Origin of the sequence: Citrobacter sp. RHB21-C05, from assembly GCF_013889015.1 — a bacterium.
Taxonomy (GTDB): Bacteria; Pseudomonadota; Gammaproteobacteria; order Enterobacterales; family Enterobacteriaceae; genus Citrobacter_A; species Citrobacter_A sedlakii.
On record NZ_CP057611.1, the window covers coordinates 2,107,324 to 2,125,667 of the forward strand.

The 18,344-nt window shown below is 53.4% G+C and carries 16 protein-coding genes; 9 read left to right on the top strand and 7 right to left on the bottom strand.

Annotated elements, in window-relative coordinates:
• The first annotated feature begins 6 nt into the window (after positions 1–6).
• The 3 genes from HVX72_RS10165 to pcaC are packed head-to-tail and all read left to right on the top strand — an operon-like array spanning position 7 to position 2,492.
• Entirely contained in the window at positions 7–1,371 is a 1,365-nt protein-coding gene (locus HVX72_RS10165) for a 3-carboxy-cis,cis-muconate cycloisomerase (protein ID WP_181823127.1), read from the top strand.
• Positions 1,349–2,113, top strand: coding sequence for a 3-oxoadipate enol-lactonase (gene pcaD, locus HVX72_RS10170; protein ID WP_042283279.1), 765 nt, complete (start codon positions 1,349–1,351; stop codon positions 2,111–2,113). Before HVX72_RS10165 ends, pcaD begins: the two co-directional genes overlap by 23 nt.
• Complete coding sequence (pcaC, locus tag HVX72_RS10175) at positions 2,103–2,492, top strand: 4-carboxymuconolactone decarboxylase (protein WP_042283278.1); 390 nt, start codon at positions 2,103–2,105, stop codon at positions 2,490–2,492. The genes pcaD and pcaC overlap by 11 nt, the downstream gene beginning before the upstream one ends.
• Before the next feature lie 43 nt (positions 2,493–2,535).
• On the opposite strand, the gene HVX72_RS10180 is transcribed toward pcaC, so the two are convergent.
• Entirely contained in the window at positions 2,536–3,765 is a 1,230-nt protein-coding gene (locus tag HVX72_RS10180) for a sensor domain-containing diguanylate cyclase (RefSeq protein WP_181823128.1), read from the bottom strand.
• A gap of 505 nt (positions 3,766–4,270) precedes the next feature.
• Between HVX72_RS10180 and HVX72_RS10185 the strand changes: the two genes are divergently transcribed.
• The 4 genes from HVX72_RS10185 (at position 4,271) to dbpA (ending at position 8,324) form a co-directional block, all read left to right on the top strand.
• Positions 4,271–5,392, top strand: a complete 1,122-nt coding sequence (locus HVX72_RS10185) for a methyl-accepting chemotaxis protein (RefSeq protein ID WP_181823129.1) — start codon at positions 4,271–4,273, stop codon at positions 5,390–5,392.
• 89 nt (positions 5,393–5,481) lie between these two features.
• On the top strand, positions 5,482–6,465 hold the full coding sequence (gene zntB, locus HVX72_RS10190; RefSeq protein WP_042283273.1) for a zinc transporter ZntB: 984 nt from the start codon (positions 5,482–5,484) through the stop codon (positions 6,463–6,465).
• A gap of 274 nt (positions 6,466–6,739) precedes the next feature.
• A complete protein-coding gene (locus HVX72_RS22315) occupies positions 6,740–6,922 on the top strand; it encodes a hypothetical protein (protein ID WP_042283271.1) in 183 nt (60 codons plus the stop codon).
• Between the two features lie 28 nt (positions 6,923–6,950).
• On the top strand, positions 6,951–8,324 hold the full coding sequence (gene dbpA, locus HVX72_RS10195; RefSeq protein ID WP_181823130.1) for an ATP-dependent RNA helicase DbpA: 1,374 nt from the start codon (positions 6,951–6,953) through the stop codon (positions 8,322–8,324).
• 67 nt (positions 8,325–8,391) lie between these two features.
• Here the strand turns inward: dbpA and ttcA are convergent, their stop codons facing one another.
• The 4 genes from ttcA to nifJ all read right to left on the bottom strand — a co-directional run bounded on the left by ttcA (position 8,392) and on the right by nifJ (position 15,164).
• Positions 8,392–9,327, bottom strand: coding sequence for a tRNA 2-thiocytidine(32) synthetase TtcA (ttcA, locus tag HVX72_RS10200; RefSeq protein ID WP_042283261.1), 936 nt, complete (start codon positions 9,325–9,327; stop codon positions 8,392–8,394).
• Between the two features lie 197 nt (positions 9,328–9,524).
• The gene (gene uspF / locus HVX72_RS10205) at positions 9,525–9,959 is read right to left on the bottom strand and encodes a universal stress protein UspF (protein WP_181823131.1); all 435 of its coding nucleotides are present in this window, start codon (positions 9,957–9,959) and stop codon (positions 9,525–9,527) included.
• A 203-nt stretch (positions 9,960–10,162) separates the two neighbouring features.
• Positions 10,163–11,278, bottom strand: coding sequence for a porin OmpC (ompC, locus tag HVX72_RS10210; protein WP_042283255.1), 1,116 nt, complete (start codon positions 11,276–11,278; stop codon positions 10,163–10,165).
• A 361-nt stretch (positions 11,279–11,639) separates the two neighbouring features.
• The gene (gene nifJ / locus HVX72_RS10215; RefSeq protein ID WP_181823132.1) at positions 11,640–15,164 is read right to left on the bottom strand and encodes a pyruvate:ferredoxin (flavodoxin) oxidoreductase; all 3,525 of its coding nucleotides are present in this window, start codon (positions 15,162–15,164) and stop codon (positions 11,640–11,642) included.
• A 600-nt stretch (positions 15,165–15,764) separates the two neighbouring features.
• On the opposite strand from nifJ, the gene HVX72_RS10220 reads away from it, so the two are divergent.
• A complete protein-coding gene (locus HVX72_RS10220) occupies positions 15,765–16,292 on the top strand; it encodes an NlpC/P60 family protein (protein ID WP_072014930.1) in 528 nt (175 codons plus the stop codon).
• 154 nt (positions 16,293–16,446) lie between these two features.
• Positions 16,447–16,719 (top strand): DUF333 domain-containing protein, encoded by a 273-nt coding sequence (locus HVX72_RS10225; RefSeq protein WP_042283247.1) that lies wholly within the window; start codon positions 16,447–16,449, stop codon positions 16,717–16,719.
• Between the two features lie 2 nt (positions 16,720–16,721).
• Here HVX72_RS10225 and hslJ read toward each other — a convergent pair whose 3' ends face one another.
• Together hslJ and HVX72_RS10235 are read right to left on the bottom strand one after the other, a co-directional pair.
• Entirely contained in the window at positions 16,722–17,144 is a 423-nt protein-coding gene (gene hslJ / locus HVX72_RS10230) for a heat shock protein HslJ (protein WP_042283246.1), read from the bottom strand.
• A 104-nt stretch (positions 17,145–17,248) separates the two neighbouring features.
• Complete coding sequence (locus HVX72_RS10235; protein ID WP_181823133.1) at positions 17,249–18,238, bottom strand: 2-hydroxyacid dehydrogenase; 990 nt, start codon at positions 18,236–18,238, stop codon at positions 17,249–17,251.
• Positions 18,239–18,344 lie beyond the last annotated feature (106 nt).

An 18,344-nucleotide genomic window follows, 5' to 3' on the forward strand; every position in this document is an offset into this window, starting at 1 on the left:
GCAGAAATGCATTTGTTAACCCCGTTAATGCGCGGAACGGCGCTGACGGCAGAATTCTCAGAGCAGCAAGTGATCCAGGGGATGCTCGACTTTGAAGCCGCGCTGGCAAGGGCGCAGGCGGCTTGCGGCGTGATCCCTGCCGCCGCCGCCGGGCCGATCGTCCGTGCCTGTCGCGCAGAACGTATTGATGCGGACACGCTGGCAGAGTCGGCGCGTGCGGCGGGAAATCTGGCAATCCCCTTAGTCAAACAGTTAACCGCACAGGTAAAAGCCGATGATCCTGACGCGGCGCGCTACGTACATTGGGGCGCTACCAGTCAGGACGTTATTGACACCGGGATGGTGCTGCAACTGCGCGCGGCGCTGAACGCAACCCGTGCGCATCTCGCACGGTTAGTGGATACCGTTGCCAGCCAGGCATCGCGTTATCAGCAAACCGTCATGCCGGGACGGACCTGGATGCAGCAGGCGTTGCCGGTGACGTGGGGTCTGAAACTTGCCGGAACGCTCGACGCGTTATTACGCTGGCAGGAGCGCTTACAGCAATTGCTTCCGCGTGTGCTGGTGGTCCAGTTCGGCGGCGCGGCGGGCACGCTGGCGTCGCTCAGGCAGGACGCGCTGCCGGTGGCGTCGCGTCTGGCGCAGGAGCTGGCCCTTACGCTGCCGGATACGCCCTGGCATACGCAGCGCGATCGTATGCTGGAAGTGGCCGCGTGGTATGCCGGGATCGGCGGAACGCTGGGCAAATTCGCTCAGGATTTCGCACTGCTGATGCAGACCGAAGTGGCGGAGGTGAGCGAACCCGTTACCGCCGGACGTGGCGGTTCCTCCACTATGCCGCATAAGCGTAACCCGGTCAGCTGCGCCGCCATTCTGACTGCGATGCAACGAACGCCGGGGCTGATGGCAACCCTCTACAGCAGTCAGCTTCAACAACATGAACGGGCGCTCGGCGGCTGGCAGGCCGAATGGGAAGTCTTGCCGGAAATCATCATGCTGGTCGGTCACGCGATGCAGGAAACGCAACACTTGGTTGAAGGGATGCAGGTCTGCCCGCCAAAGATGCTTGAGAACCTGGAGATCACGCATGGCCTGATGATGGCGGAGTCGGTGACCCTGGCGCTCGCAGCGTTTGTCGGTAAACAAGAAGCGCATCATTTGATGGAAGATCTTTGCCATCGTGCAATCGAAAAGCGGTGTTCTCTGCTGTCGGTGTTGGTCGATGAACCACGCGTGACCGCGCACGTTGATAAATCTCGTTTAACAGCGCTGCTTGACCCGACGCAGGCCACTGGCAGCGCAGAACACTTTGTCCAGCGCGTACTTTCGCGCTATGAGGAGCGGCGGCATGGAACTGAACTTTCAGATTGAAGGGCCGGATAACGCCCCGGTGGTGGTGTTATCGAATTCACTGGGTACGACGCTGACCATGTGGGAACCACAGATGGCGGCGTTAACCGCGCATTACAGGGTGCTGCGTTACGACACGCATGGACACGGCGAAACGCGTAAACGGGGAGAAACGGACCTCGCGCGGCTCGGGCAGGATGTGATTGCGCTTCTGGACCATCTGGACATCCCGACAGCACATTTTTGCGGTATTTCAATGGGCGGGCTGACCGGTTTATGGCTCGCATGCCATCAGCCGCAACGAATGCGCAGTGTGACCGTGATAAACAGCGCGGCGCGGATAGGTAATGAAGCCGGCTGGCGCGACCGGGCGCAGCAGGTCCGCGCCAGCGGTCTCTCCGCGATTGCCGCCAGCGCGCCTGAGCGCTGGTTTAGTCTGCCGTTTCGTCTGGCGTCAGCAGAGACCGTGGCCGACCTGTGTCAGCAGCTCGTAGAATCGTCCGCGCAAGGCTATGCCGCCTGTTGTGATGCGCTGGCGACCGCCGATATGCGTGACGAGATAGCCGACATTCAGCGCCCGGTTTTGCTTATTGCCGGAGATGACGATCCGGTGACCACCGTGGCCGATGCGCAGTATATGCACCAGCGCATTGCGGGTTCAACGATGGTCGTGGTGAAGGCGTCGCATTTATCCACGATTGAAGCGCCAGACGCGGTGAACGCGGCGCTGCTGTCATTCCTGGGAGGACAGAATGCAGGATGAAGACCGTTTTGAACAAGGCATGAAGGTGCGTCGCAGCGTACTGGGCGATGCGCATGTCGATCGCACCGTGAAAAACCTGACCTCGCTTAACGCCGATTTTCAGGATTTTATTACCCGCTATGCCTGGGGAGACATCTGGAGCCGTCCCGGGCTGGAACGCCATACGCGCAGCCTCATCACCATCGCGATGCTGATAGCGCTCAACCGGGAAGCGGAGTTGAAGATGCATTTGCATGCTGCTTTTAATAACGGGGTGACGCGAGAAGAACTGAAAGAACTGATCATGCATTCCGCGCTCTATTGTGGTCTACCTGCCGCCAACGCTACGCTGCATCTGGCGCAGCAGGTTTTCGATGAGCGTGATGCCGCCGGTCTGTAAGACACGCTGCCGGCGACCTGAAGCGTCGCCGGAAATGTCTCTGTCAGGCTGCGAGTACCCGATTGCGCCCTGCGTTTTTGGCCCGGTATAAGGCAGCATCAACGCGTTTAAACAGGTCATCAAGGCTTTCATTTGGTTCATGTTGCGCCACGCCAATACTGACCGTAAATCGTGGCAGGCCCAACAGCGTGAGCTTTGCCACCGACGCGCGAATCGCTTCCGCCAGTAAAAGCGCATCATCCAGCGGCGTGCGTGGCAACAGCAGAATAAACTCCTCGCCGCCCCAACGGAAAACCCGATCGCCCTGGCGCGCGCTCTGCTGAAGGCAGTTCGCCAGCGCGCAGAGTACTTCATCACCCTTTAAATGCCCGTACATATCGTTAATGCTCTTAAACCTGTCAGTATCAATGAGCAGGAGACTGTAATCCTGCGCCAGGGAAAATGGGGTTCTCTGTTCGGGGTCAGTCAGGAGATAAAGCTGGCGGCGATTAAGTAAACCGGTCAGCGCATCGTGTAATGCCGCATAGTGCAGCGCCTCTTCCAGCCGTTTTTGTTCGGTAATGTCGTGGACAATGCACAGCATCAAGCGATCGCCGTAGATTTCGATTGGCCCCGCATAGGTCTGGACATGACGGGGAGAGCCGTCCGCCATCTTGTGCACAAAATGTAATGGCTTATGGCCGCCGGGCAACCGGGCAATTTCATGCATGATGGGTAAGATTTGTCGTCCCAGCATATTAATTTCCCAGGTATGCTTTTGACACATCGCCTCAAGGCTGTAACCGTAGAAATTGAGCGCCGCGAGATTGGCATCGACAATCAGCCCATCGCGCGAGGGATCAATCAGCAGAATAGGCGCCGTGTTGGTCAGAAAAAAACGGGCATAAAATCCCTGTTTCTTGCGCTGGTAGGCCACAGAACGACTCGCTTTTAACCCCTGAACGGTCGAGATATCTATCCCTTCAAACAGAATCACCTCGCGATCGTCAGGCAGTTGTCTCAACGAAAGACGGCACGAGAGGGTGCCCGGCGTATTGTCCCGGCTTACGGTCAGGATTTCGATAATATCCCGGCGGCTGCGTAAATCGGTGATGTAATCTGCGAGCTGGCGGTGCGCATGAACCGAATACGCGCCCTGACGCAGTTGATTGAAGTCATTTTCCGGCATAAGCGCAGCGGCGGCGCGATTAGCAAACAACATTTCCCCCGTGAGCGGAAAGACGATCCAGACAGGCAGGGTCAATAAATCCAGAGCGTTAAAGTTGTGGGTCATTTTTATGGATCCTGTTTTTTAATCATGACATGTTGCGTAAGCGCAAAAAAACAGAACAAGAAGCAAGCGTGGCGAGACGGCGGCAATATGCGAGCCAGATAAGTGCGCAAGTTTTAATCTAGCAGGGTTTCACTCTTACGCATGAGGAAACGGCGTGGCAACGCTTAAAAAAAGCAGCGCTGAAATGGCCGTACGAGGATCGCTGTCTGCAGGCAAAAACAGAAGAGGAATAAAAAATAGTAAAAACTAAACAGTTAAGCGCTGATGAAATTATCTGCGCAGAGATATTGCGTGGCTTAAGTATAAAACAACGAAAAGGAGTAAATAGCAGATTGTCCGTGTTTTATGCGTCCTTACTGCAAATTAAGGTGATGGGGGAGTGGTGTTAAGTGAAATTATCCATCGCATATCGTAAATGTTGGCGCAATGTAAAAAGCGGATGAAAATAGTGTTTCCTGATGCTATATAACTATTCACCCGCAATGTATTTTCTCCCGGAACTGAAATGTTAAAAAACATGAGTGTCAGAACGTTTATTATTGGCTTCCTGGTAGGCGTTTTCCTGTTATTCAATATTGTTCATATACTTTTCTCATCAAATATCCGCTTGGTTGTTTTAACGAATGTGATCTCGCTGACAGCGTTATTGTTTTTATGGTGGTATATGACAATATATCTTGTCACGCCGATCAACACGGTTAAGCGAAGTATTGCCGAAGTTACCGCCGGAAATCTGGGGGTGATAATCCCTGCGTTTGGTAATAACTGTGCGGGAAGACTCATTCCCGGAATTAACAGCCTGTCGGGTAATATCGCGACGCTGGTGCGTGAGATCCGCCATTCTTCTCACACCGCGCTGTCGCTGTCTGAACAGCTCGCCGCCCGCAGTGCGGAACTTTCGGTGAAAACCGAGCAGCAGTCGTCCTCACTGATTCAGACCGCGGCCAGTATGGAAGAAATGGCGGCGAGCACCCGTAATAATGCTGATAACACCCGTCTGGCCAATCATCAGGCCGATACGTCAAAACAGTGCGCGTATCACGGCAGCGAATTAATGGCGCAGGTTTCACATAATATGGAATCCATCGCGCACTGCGCGCAGCAGATGACGGAAATCATTACGCTGATTGACGATATTGCTTTTCAGACCAATATTCTGGCGTTAAATGCTGCCGTAGAAGCGGCACGCGCGGGTGAACACGGAAAAGGATTTTCCGTGGTGGCGACAGAGGTCCGGAATCTGGCGCACCGAAGCGCAGAAGCGGCGAAAAATATAAAAATGCTGATTGAAGAAACCCATAAAAATGTTCGGCAGGGAGCGGAGGTGGTCAGCGAAACAGAAAAAAATATGCAGATCATCGTCCAGGGCGCAGGGCAATTAAGCCAGCTCATGCATGAAATTTCTGCCACTACCGTGGAGCAGGAAAAAGGCATCAACCAGATATCGCAGGCCATGAGCGAACTGGAAAGTGTTACCCAGAGCAATGCGCTGATGGTAGAGGAATTAACGGGTTCTTCTGCAGTATTGAAACGGCAGGTGGTTAAGTTGCAGTCTAAGACGCAGCAGTTTCGTTTATCTGCCACCACTACGTCGGCGCAACAGCACGGGCAGCCCAGGTTTTCATGATAAATATCAGCATTATGGGATAACGAGAAGTTGCTTAACCTACGCCGATAGCTAGACTAACCAGAAAAGCGCGACGTAGGGGAGGCGAAATGGAAGCCATAAAAGGGTCGGAAGTGAGTGTGCCGGATGCGGTGTTTGCCTGGTTGCTGGATGGCAAAGGCGGGGTGAAGCCGCTGGAGGATAACGATCTTATCGACAGCGCGCATCCCTGCTGGTTACATCTTAACTATACGCACCCCGACAGCGCGCAGTGGCTGGCCACAACGCCGTTACTGCCAAACAATGTTCGGGACGCGCTGGCAGGGGAAAGCCTACGCCCACGCGTCAGCCGTCTGGGAGAAGGAACGCTCATAACCCTGCGCTGCATTAACGGCAGCACCGATGAACGTCCGGACCAGCTGGTGGCGATGCGTCTGTACATGGATGAACGGCTGATTGTCTCCACCCGCCAGCGTAAAGTGCTGGCGCTGGATGACGTGGTGAGCGATCTGCAGGAAGGCACCGGTCCCGTTGACTGCGGCGGTTGGCTGGTGGACGTTTGTGATGCGTTAACCGACCATGCCAGCGAATTTATTGAACAGTTGCACGACAGGATCATCGACCTCGAAGACAACCTGCTCGATCAGCAAATACCGCCGCGGGGATTTCTTGCGCTGCTGCGTAAGCAATTGATTGTCATGCGACGCTACATGGCCCCCCAGCGTGACGTCTATGCGCGGCTCGCCAGCGAGCGTTTGCCGTGGATGAGCGATGACCAGCGGCGCCGGATGCAGGATATCGCTGACCGGCTGGGCCGCGGACTGGATGAGATCGACGCCTGTATCGCCCGTACCGGCGTAATGGCGGATGAGATCGCGCAGGTCATGCAAGAGTCACTGGCCCGTCGGACCTATACGATGTCGCTGATGGCAATGGTATTCTTGCCCAGTACCTTTCTGACCGGGCTATTTGGCGTCAATCTGGGGGGTATTCCTGGGGGAGAATGGCGTTTTGGTTTTTCGATCTTTTGCATTCTGTTAGTGGTTGTGATTGGTGGTGTTACTTTATGGTTGCATCGTAGTAAATGGTTGTAAAAACGGGGCTTTTAAGAGATTTCTTCTGCTAAAACGGCTTTAAAATTGAGCGAAGTCAATAAACATCGCGCCCGTTCGCGGCAATATCATTCTCGCAGGTGAATGCAACGTCAAGCGATGGGCGTTGCGCTCCATATTGTCTTACTTCCTTTTTTGAATTACTGCATAGCACAATTGATTCGTACGACGCCGACTTAAATAAGTCGGCTTTTTTTTGCCAGCAGGTTATCAACGACTACCCTAAAAGGGAGCCCACGATCTACCGGAGGCAAAAATGACTCGTCTGATGGTGTCCCTGAAACTGGAAATTCGTTTTTCCGACCCTGTACCGACCGATCCGGTTCCTGTTCCTGACCCGGTGCCGCGTCCGCAGCCCATGCCTGACCCACCGCCCGATGAAGAACCGATTAAATTGTCGCATCACAGGCGCAGATCTGCGAGGATACGCGCCTGCTGACTGTGAGTCGTTACCGCGAGATTAAATTGTGACCGCTTTTTCAACCCTGAACGTTCTGCCCGCCGCCCAGCTCGATAACCTCAACGAGTTGGGCTATTTGTCGATGACGCCTGTTCAGGCCGCCGCGCTACCGGCGATTCTGGCCGGGCAGGATGTTCGGGTTCAGGCCAAAACCGGCAGCGGTAAAACGGCGGCGTTTGGCCTTGGGCTTTTACAGCATATCGACGCCGCTCTGTTTAAAACCCAGTCGCTGGTGTTATGCCCGACGCGTGAACTGGCCGACCAGGTCGCGGGGGAATTGCGCCGTCTGGCACGCTTCCTGCCGAATACCAAGATATTGACCCTGTGCGGCGGCCAACCCTTTGGTGCGCAGCGCGACTCTCTCCAGCACGCGCCGCACATCATTGTGGCGACACCTGGACGGCTACTGGACCATCTGCAAAAAGGCACGGTTTCGCTGGATGCGCTTTCGACGCTGGTGATGGATGAAGCGGATCGGATGCTGGACATGGGGTTTAGCGACGCCATTGATGAGGTGATTCGCTTTGCCCCTGCGTCACGCCAGACGCTGCTGTTTTCGGCGACCTGGCCCGAGGCGATTGCCGCGATCAGCAGCCGCGTTCAGCGAAATCCGGTAACCATTGAGATCGATACGGTTGATGCGCTTCCGGCCATTGAACAGCAGTTCTTCGAAACGGCTCCCCAGGACAAAATTCCGCTGTTGCAAATAATACTCAGCCAACATCAGCCAAAGTCTTGCGTGGTGTTCTGTAACACCAGGAAAGATTGTCAGGCGGTATGCGATGCGCTGAACGCAGCGGGGCAAAGCGCGCTGGCGCTGCATGGCGATCTGGAACAGCGGGATCGCGATCAGACGCTGGTGCGTTTTGCTAATAGCAGCGCACGCGTGCTGGTCGCCACGGACGTGGCAGCGCGCGGACTGGATATTAAGTCTCTGGAACTGGTCGTCAATTACGAGCTGGCGTGGGACCCGGAGGTCCATGTGCACCGTATTGGTCGAACGGCCCGCGCCGGGAATAGCGGTCTGGCGATCAGCTTTTGCGCGCCGGCAGAGGCGCAGCGAGCCAATATCCTTTCGGAAATGTTGCAGTTAACGCTGAACTGGCAGGATGCGCCAACGAACGTGACGCTAATGCCGCTCGAGGCGGATATGACCACGCTGTGCATTGACGGTGGGAAGAAAGCCAAAATGCGTCCTGGCGACGTGCTGGGCGCTTTAACTGGCGAGTTGGGACTGGACGGCGCGGACATTGGAAAAATTACCGTGCACCCGGCGCATGTCTACGTCGCGGTGCGTCAGGCGGTGGCGCATAAGGCGTGGAAGCAGTTACAGAACGGGAAAATTAAAGGGAAGTCCTGTCGGGTTCGCCTGTTGAAGTAAGCCCTTTGGCGTTAACGCCGGATACGGCAAAGCCGTTATCCGGCAGGGTAAAAGCGTCAAACGACGCTTACTTCACCTCAACCACATTCAGCCGTAGCTCAGCAAGCTGATGTTCATCTTCTTCTGGCTGCCAGCCTACAGGCTGTAGCGGGATATCTTCGCGATCGAACGCCAGATCGCCACCGTCTACCACCTCTGCGCCGTGTCTGATCCCTTTGAAGTCAAACAGGTTAATGTCGCTCAGGTGAGACGGCACCACGTTCTGCATGGCGCTGAACATGGTCTCAATGCGACCCGGGTAGCGTTTATCCCAGTCGCGCAGCATGTCGGCAATCACCTGGCGCTGTAAGTTCGGCTGTGAACCACACAGGTTACAAGGAATGATAGGGAACGCTTTCGCCTCGGCAAAACGTTCAATATCTTTTTCCCGGCAGTAGGCCAGCGGACGGATCACGATATGTTTACCGTCGTCGCTCATCAGCTTTGGCGGCATGCCTTTCATCTTTCCGCCGTAGAACATGTTAAGAAACAGGGTTTGCAGAATATCGTCGCGATGGTGTCCAAGCGCAATCTTGGTGGCGCCCAGCTCCGTAGCGGTACGGTAAAGAATACCGCGGCGCAAACGCGAGCACAGAGAGCAGGTGGTTTTGCCTTCCGGAATTTTCTCTTTTACGATCCCGTAGGTGTTTTCCTCAACAATCTTGTACTCAACGCCGAGTTGTTCGAGGTATTCAGGCAGAATATGCTCAGGAAAACCGGGCTGTTTTTGATCGAGGTTCACCGCCACCAGCGAGAACTGGATCGGTGCGCTTTGTTGTAAATTGCGCAAAATCTCCAGCATGGTATAGCTGTCTTTGCCACCTGAAAGACAAACCATGATGCGATCGCCGTCTTCAATCATGTTGAAATCGGCAATGGCTTCGCCCACGTTTCGGCGCAAACGCTTCTGTAATTTATTGATGTTGTACTGCTCTTTTTTACTCATTTCTTGATTTTGCGACATGTAATAGAGGCTCAATTCATTGTGTGGCATCAGAGGGGGCGACATCACGCCGAAGGATCCGCGGACGCTGTCTGATATAAAAACCGTGGAGCGTATGGTACGGATTAGCGAGAAAAATGTCAGCACATTTAACAGGCAAAACGCAGGGGGCAGGTATAGAGAAGAAAAAGCCCGCAGCGGGGTGCGGGCTGAAAGGATTAGCGAACCACCAGTACCGAACATTCAGCGTGACGCACGACAGCCGCCGCGTTCGACCCTAACAGGTAGGTGGTGATATCCGGACGGTGCGAGGCAATAATGACCATATCCGCCGGCAATTTCTTCGCCATTTCCAGAATCTTGTCTTTTGGCGAACCCTCAGCAATATGTACCTGGACTCTGTCCGTCGGGATATTGAACTGCTTTATCATCTCTTCCAACTGAGATTTGGCTTCAGCTTTCAGATCGTCCATGGCGGGCAACTCTGCGGAGTAGGCCAGGCCCAGCGATGCGTAATAAGGCAGTGACGGAATCACGGTCAGAAAATGCACCTGCGCATCGTCAATCCTTGCTTCGGCTTCAACGTGGGAAATCACCCGTTGAGTTAATTCTGAGTCTGAAATATCGATAGGTACCAGAATCGTTCTGCTCATAAAAACCTCCTGTTAATGTATCCATATAAAGTGTAACGCCTTTTAGCTCGGTAAGTATAACGACGACGGTCACATTTTGGCATCACATATTTATGATTTTAATTATATGGTATGCATGTGTCAGCACAGCAAAGCGCGCAACAGAGAAGGAGAGAGGGATTCAGCGCAGAGAATAGCCCGCCGTCGCCAGCGGGCTGAAGAGCTTAGAACTGGTAAACCAGACCCAGCGCTACAACGTCATCGGTGTTGATACCGTTGTTAGCATAGAAGTTGTCGTCTTCGTCCAGCAGGTTGATTTTATAATCAACATAGGTCGACATATTTTTATTGAAGTAGTAGGTCGCGCCGACGTCAGCGTATTTAACCAGATCTTTACTGGTGTCGTTACCCTGGCCGCTCAGGTCTTTACCTTTAGACATCAGGAAAGACACCGCCGGACGCAGGCCAAAGTCGAACTGGTACTGCGCAGTCACTTCCACGTTTTGCGTTTTGTTCGCTACGCCGTCATCGCCGTACGGGGTCATGTTGCGGGTTTCAGAATACATCGTCGCCAGGTAGATGTTGTTGGCATCGTATTTCAGACCCGCAGTCCAGGCATCCGCGTTTTCGCCGCCAGCCACTTTGCCGCCAGCGTTAACCTGCTCGTTGGTCCGGTCAGAGGTTGTGTAAGCAGCGCCAGCGCTGAAGCCCATGCCCATATCATAAGTCGTCGAAATACCGAAACCGTCGCCGTTGGAGTGTTGAAGATCGCGGCCGTTGTTATTGGTGCCTTCCTGACCGTTCTGGTTTTCGTTGTTGCCCTGATACTGAAGCGCAAAGTTCAGTCCGTTTACCAGGCCGAAGAAGTCCGTGTTACGGTAGGTTGCGACGCCGTTTGTACGACCGGTCATAAAGTTGTCAGCCTGGGTGTATGAGTCGCCGCCAAATTCCGGCAGCATATCGGTCCAGCCTTCCACATCGTACAGTACGCCATAGTTACGACCGTAGTCGAATGAACCGTAGTCGCCGAATTTTACGCCCGCGAATGCCAGACGGGTCCAGGAATTTGAACCTTCGCCTTCTGTAGTATTCGCCTGAACGTTATATTCCCACTGGCCGTAACCGGTCAGTTGGTCGTTAATTTGGGTTTCGCCTTTGAAGCCAACACGAACATACGTTTGATCGCCGTCAGACTTATTGTTGTCAGAGAAATAATGCAGACCATCTACTTTGCCATAGAGATCTAATTTATTGCCGTCTTTATTATAGACTTCAGCGGCATGCGCTGCGCCAGCGGCTAACAGGGCAGGGATTACGAGAGCCAGTACTTTTCTTTTCATCGAAATAATCCTTTCGTTTATTATTTACCTGTGACTCCCTCTTAAGGGGAGTAAAAGCATGCTAAAGGAGAAGTTCCGTAAAGAGATAAGTATGAATTGTTACGTCTTAAGTAAAACCTTAATTAAATAATTCTATGGTAACAGTAATAATTAGCGTGAATGTATTAACCAGGAATATATAAAATAAAAATTATACAAGTTAAATTTGATGCGATATTCTGCGCGGGTTATATGCCTTTATTGTCAAACTCTGCTTTTTGTTGGTCCATTGCGAAACGTACTGATTTACCAGCAAACATACTGACAAGCCCGAAACGATGTTCGGGCTTTTTTTTATTTCCGGGTGAATCCCGCCAGGCCGTTATTCACTGTTCGCTTTTTCTGCTTTCCCCGCCAGTTGCGCCAGGAAGTCATAGCGTTTTTGCAGGTCCACGGCGGCATCTTTCCATAGTTGCTCCGCGACCTCGGGCTGCTGCGCATTAAGACGGCGGAAGCGCTGCTCATTAAGCAGGGTTTCCGCCAGCGCATCTGACGGTGGACGAGAGTCAAGCGCCAGCGGCACTTTGCCTTCCTCCGCGCGACGCGGATCGAAACGATAAAGCGGCCAGAAGCCAGTCGCCGTCAGTTGACGCATCTGGTCGTGGCTCAGCGCCAGATCGTAGCCGTGCTCTTCACATGGGCTGTAGGCAATGATCAGCGACGGTCCTGGATACGCCTCCGCTTCCTGTATGGCTTTCACCGTCTGGTTTAGCTGCGCCCCAAGCGAGATCTGCGCGACGTAAACGTGACCATACATCATCATGCTGACGCCGAGATCTTTACGCGCCTTGCGCTTGCCGTGTTCGCCAAATTTTGTGACAGCCCCAAGCGGCGTGGCTTTTGACGCCTGGCCGCCGGTATTGGAATAACACTGCGTGTCCAGCACCAGAATGTTGACGTTTTCGGTCAGGCTCAGCACATGATCGAGACCACCGAAGCCAATATCGTAAGCCCATCCGTCTCCGCCGATAAGCCAGATTGATTTCTCAACCAGCGCATCGGCATCGGCGACCAGCTCGCGCGCACCGTCGACATCTTTCAGATGCTGGCGCAGGGCGGCAACCTGTTCGCGGCGCACGTCCGGTGTCGCTTCGGCGTGCAATGCCTCGTAGAGCGCCGTTGGGATTTGTTCGGCAAACTGCGACAGCAGGCGCATCACCCGCACGCGATGCTGGTCGACCGTCAGACGGAATCCCAGACCGAATTCGGCGTTATCCTCAAACAGCGAGTTAGCCCATGCCGGGCCCCGTCCGTTCGCATCGGTGGTGTACGGCGTTGAAGGCAGGTTACCGCCGTAAATCGACGAGCACCCGGTGGCGTTGGCAATCAACATGCGATCGCCGTACAGCTGGGTCAGCAACTTGATATACGGCGTTTCGCCGCAGCCGGAACAGGCGCCGGAATATTCGAACAGCGGGGTGATCAACTGCGAAGTACGAATATCAATGCGTTCAAGTTTGCTGCGATCAATTTCTGGCAGAGCGAGGAAAAAGTCGTAGTTCACTTTTTCTTCTTCCACATGCTCAAGGCGGGACATCATATTAATCGCCTTGATTTCCGGGTTCTGGCGATCTTTCGCCGGGCACACCTCGACGCACAGGTTGCAGCCGGTGCAATCTTCCGGAGCGACCTGCAGCACATATTTCTGGCCACGCATATCACGAGATTTCACGTCCAGCGAATGCAGACTGGCTGGGGCGTTCTCCATCTCCTGTGGCGACACGACTTTGGCGCGAATCGCCGAATGCGGGCAGGCGGCGACACAATGGTTACACTGAGTGCACAGTTCCTCTTTCCAGATTGGAATTTCTTCGGCTATATTGCGTTTTTCCCAGCGCGTGGTGCCCATCGGCCATGTACCGTCCGGCGGTAAGGCGGATACCGGAAGCGCGTCACCGAGTCCGGCGAGCATCGCGGCGGTGACCGTTTTGACAAAATCAGGGGCTGCGTCCGAAACGACCGGTGGACGGTGGGCGCTTTGCGGATTCACCGACTGTAGCGGCACTTCAACAACCGATTCGCGGGCCAGCGCCAGCGCCTGCCAGTTGCGCTCCACCAGATCCTGTCCTTTGCTGCTGTAGCTTTTGGCGATCGCGCCCTGAAGTTCAGCCAGCGCGCTGTCGCCAGGCAAAATGCGCGTCAGATGGAAAAAGGCCATCTGCATGACGGTGTTGATGCGTGCGGCCAGACCGCATTCGCGAGCGATTTTCGCGGCGTTAATGACGTAGAAACGCGCCTTTTTCTGGTTCAACACCGCCTGGACTTCCTGTGGCAAACGCGCCCAGACCTCATCGGCGTTATAGGGGGTATTGAGCAGGAAAATCCCGCCAGGTTTGAGACGTTCTGCCATCGGGTATTTGTCGATAAACTGCAACTGATGACAGCCAACAAAGTCGGCCTGCGAAACAAGGTAGGCGGAACGGATCGGCTGTTCGCTGACGCGAAGATGCGAAACCGTCAAACCTCCGGCCTTTTTCGAATCGTAGACGAAGTAACCCTGCGCGTACCAGGGGGTCGAGTTACCGATAATCTTGATGTTGTTTTTGGTCGCCGAGACGCTGCCGTCGCTGCCCAGTCCGTAAAACAGCGCTTCCAGCCGGGCGCTGGAGGGGAGGGTGTTTTCCGGTAACGGCAATGACAAATTGGTCACATCGTCGTAAATACCCACAGTAAAACGCGATTTTGGTTGCGTGCTGCTCAGTTCAGTGAACACCGCCAGCACGCAGTCGGGGCCGAACTCTTTCGAAGAAAGGCCGTAGCGTCCGCCGATAACAAGCGGCAGTGTCTCACGCTCGCCGCGGTTAAAGGCTTCCGCCAGCGCGGTCATGACGTCCAGATACAACGGCTCTGCCTGGGATCCCGGCTCTTTGGTACGATCGAGTACGGCGACCGAACGTACCGACGCTGGCAGAGCGCGCAGCAGGTGTTGTGCGGAGAACGGGCGGAACAGACGTACTTTCAGCACGCCAACGTTTTCACCGCGCGTCAGCAGTTCGTCGACCACCTCTTCGCAGGTGCCGATACCCGACCCCATCAGGATAATCACGCGTTCAGCCTGTGGGTGACCGTAGTATTCAAAGGGGCGATATTGACGACCCGTCGCCGCGGCAAAATCATTCATCGCTTGCTCAACATGGTCGTAAACCGCGTTGTACCAGGGGTTTGTCGCTTCGCGCGACTGGAAGTACGTATCCGGGTTTGCCGACGTGCCGCGAATCACCGGATGCTCCGGATTAAGCGCTCTGGCGCGATGGGCGTCGATTTCTGCCTGTGGCATCAGGTTTAGCAGCGTATCGTCAGCCAGCGGCACGATTTTGTTGATTTCATGCGAAGTACGGAAACCATCAAAAAAGTGAATAAAGGGCACCCGGCTTTTCAATGTGGCGATTTGGGCGATCAGCGCGAAGTCCTGCGCTTCCTGAACGCTGGCCGCGCACAGCATGGCGCAGCCGGTCTGGCGGACGGCCATTACGTCGGAATGATCGCCGAAAATAGACAGCGCATGTGTCGCCACGGTACGGGCGGCGACGTGCAGTACGAACGGAGTAAGCTGTCCCGCCAGTTTATACAACGTCGGGATCATCAATAGCAGACCCTGGGAGGACGTAAAGGAGGTCGACAGAGCCCCGGTTTGCAACGCACCGTGCACGGTAGCGATCGCGCCGCCTTCAGACTGCATTTCGACCACGCGCGGGGTATCTCCCCAGACGTTTTTAAGCCCGTTCCCCGCCCAGGCGTCCGCCTGTTCAGCCATTGTTGAACTGGGCGTTATGGGGTAGATGGCGATAACTTCACTGGTGCGGAACGCTACGGAGGCCACCGCGCCATTACCGTCAATTGTGATCATATGACACCCTTACATTGCGCAAAATGAAAGACGCTCTCTACAGCATGGCGTCCCGATAGTTATCTTTTCAGTATAGGACTTTCCTGTATTCCCTTGAAGTTATGCGGCTTTCGAGTGCACAAATTGACACACAGATCGCGAAACAAGATCGGAAATTTAATATTTATTTAACCCCGATGATGCCCACGTTTTTATTTTTTCGGGACAAGGTGTGCAATATATTTTTACGTTGCCATCAAAAAGCCGATTGTTTATTAACGTGGATTTAACAGCTTTATCTTATTTTTTAAGTGAGGTCCAAAATTGGACCGTAATTTTCTTTGAGAAATTTCTTAAGAAAATTATTATCCTTGCCGTTCTCTTGGGATATGACTGTTCTTAATAAGATGATTTAAGTTTGGCTTCAGGTCTACTGTCTCTACACTGGGTGCAGAACAGGGCAGGAAAGCCTTGTTATTTTTTGCTGTTAGCATAGTGATAATAACCAGCCAGTTGCGGATACACGCAGTTTAAACATATTATTTACACGTAATAACGTGAATCTTCTTTGTGCGCAAAAAGTCAGGATGTGATAATGTAATTACTTGTTTTGATTAAATTATGATTCGTTTATTTTTGCTTGCTTTACTTATATCTACCTCATCATCGTCTTTTGCGTTTGTTAAAATTCAGGCTAAAGACTGGGGCTTCAATACCTTTTCTACGTTGTCTTATGCTGATAATTCCGTAAACCGGTCGTCAGCTCAGCGTAACAACAAACAGCTTAAACAACGCATTATGCGTGAATTCGCACAGTGGCAGGGTACACATTACCGCTGGGGCGGGGACAGCCGCCGTGGCATTGATTGCTCCGCCTTTACGCGTCGTATTATTGCCTCGACGATTCATAAACACTTGCCGCGGACTGCCCGTGAGCAAAGTCATATCGGTCGTCGGATACATCAGAATGAACTTAACGTCGGTGATTTGGTGTTTTTCGAAACGAAACCAAACGTTCATCATGTTGGGGTTTATATCGGAAATGATGCGTTTATTCATGCATCCAGTTCGGAAGGTGTGACGTTGTCACATCTTTCAAACCGATACTGGCAGTCGCGTTATGTGACCGCTCGTCGGGTGAGTGTTTAAGGCTCGTGGGGCCGGGTGAGATCAAAAACCGCACGGATAACGCGATAAAATGCGGCTGCGGCGCATAAATGCGCGCGTTGACTCTCGACGCGACAGCTTCGCATGCCTATTATTAGTGCGGTTCGTTTGGCTTTCAGAAGATAAGGGGAGAGAAATGCGCGCAGCGTTTTGGGTAGGATGTGCCGCGTTATTATTGTCGGCGTGCAGCAGTGACAATGAACCTGTTCAGCAGGCGACGGCGGCGCATGTCGCTCCGGGGTTAAGAGCGGCGATGACCAGCTCCGGCGAGGCCAATTGCGCCATGATAGGGGGATCGCTCTCTGTCGCCCGTCAACTGGACGGTTCTGCCATTGGCATGTGCGCGCTTCCCAACGGCAAACGCTGTAGCGAACAATCTCTCGCCGCGGGAAGCTGTGGTAGTTATTGATACTACTGCATTAAGTCGGCCAGTTTATAGCTCAGAGTATGTTCCGCCGTCGCCAGCGTAAGCTGGTTAGCGGTCAGGTCTACCTGTGCACCCTTGCTGAGCATGGCGCTCAGCGTGGCGTCCAGTTGATTAAGTTGCGGGTCGGCGCACATCATCCGCGTCATTGCCAGATTTTTGGCTTTCAGCTCGCCATCTGACAGCGTGGCCTGACCGGTGAAGCGATTACACATCTTGCCTGAGATCGTCATCTTTTCACCGAAGCTCAGCTCGGGAGCCTGCTGGCTTGCCGCGATCGGTTTTCCGTCCACGCTTTCCAGCACGAAGCGATGATGCTGTAGCTGCTCGCGGCTGACAGACACTTTTCCATTACTCACACAACCTGCCATCAGCAGGCTCAGCGCAACCAGCGCGACTACCTTCTTCATATCAACTCTCTGAATCTTATCAATCAATAACAGAATAACGATCTTACCGAATATGGCTTTGGGGAAAATCTGAAAACCCCTCCCAAACGCGGGAGGGATAAGCGTTAAAACAGGGCGTTAGGGCACGATTCACCGTTCATTAACTGCTGCAAATTGTGCAACGTAGTTTCTGAAATGCTGGTCAGCGCTTCCGCCGTGAGGAAGGCCTGATGCCCGGTAAACAGGACGTTGTGGCAGGCGGAAAGCCGACGGAACACATCATCCTGAATGACGTCATTAGACTTATCTTCAAAAAACAAATCGCGTTCGTTCTCGTAAACATCCATACCCAGCGAACCAATTTTCTGATTTTTCAGCGCTTCAATAGCCGCCTGGGAGTCGATCAGCGCTCCACGACTGGTATTGATCACCATCACGCCATCCTTCATCTGGTCAAAGGCCGCGTGGTTAAGCAGATGATAGTTCTCTGGCGTTAATGGGCAGTGCAGGGAGATCACATCCGACTCGGCAAACAACGTGGCGAGATCGACATATTCCACTCCCAGCTCAAGCGCGGTGGCGCTCGGGTAGGGATCGAACGCCAGCAGTCGCATACCAAAACCTTTCAGGATGCGCAGAGCGGCAATACCAATTTTACCGGTACCAATGATCCCGGCTGTTTTACCGTGCATAGTGAAACCGGTTAAGCCCTCGAGCGAGAAGTTAGCATCGCGGGTGCGCTGATAAGCGCGGTGAATGCGACGGTTCAGCGTCATCATCATACCAACGGCGTGCTCAGCGACGGCTTCCGGCGAATAGGCCGGAACGCGCACGACCTGTAAACCCAGCTCCTTTGCCGCGTCAAGATCGACGTTGTTGAAACCCGCGCAGCGCAGCGCGATGAACTTAACGCCTTGTTTCTTCAGCTCTTCAAGTACCGGTCGACTTCCGTCATCGTTTACGAAAATACAGACGGCCTCGCAGCCATGGGCGGTTTTCGCTGTCTTTTCCGTCAGCAAAAAGTCAAAAAATTCAAGATCAAAGCCAAAAGCCTCGTTAACCTGTTGCAGGTACTTCTTGTCGTACTGTTTAGTGCTGTATACGGCGAGTTTCATAAGACTTTCTCCAGTGATGTTGAATCACACGTATTGAATTCAAATTATTTTACAAAATATAAAAAAGTATTGAAAGTGATACATATAATGAATAATTCTAGAGCAT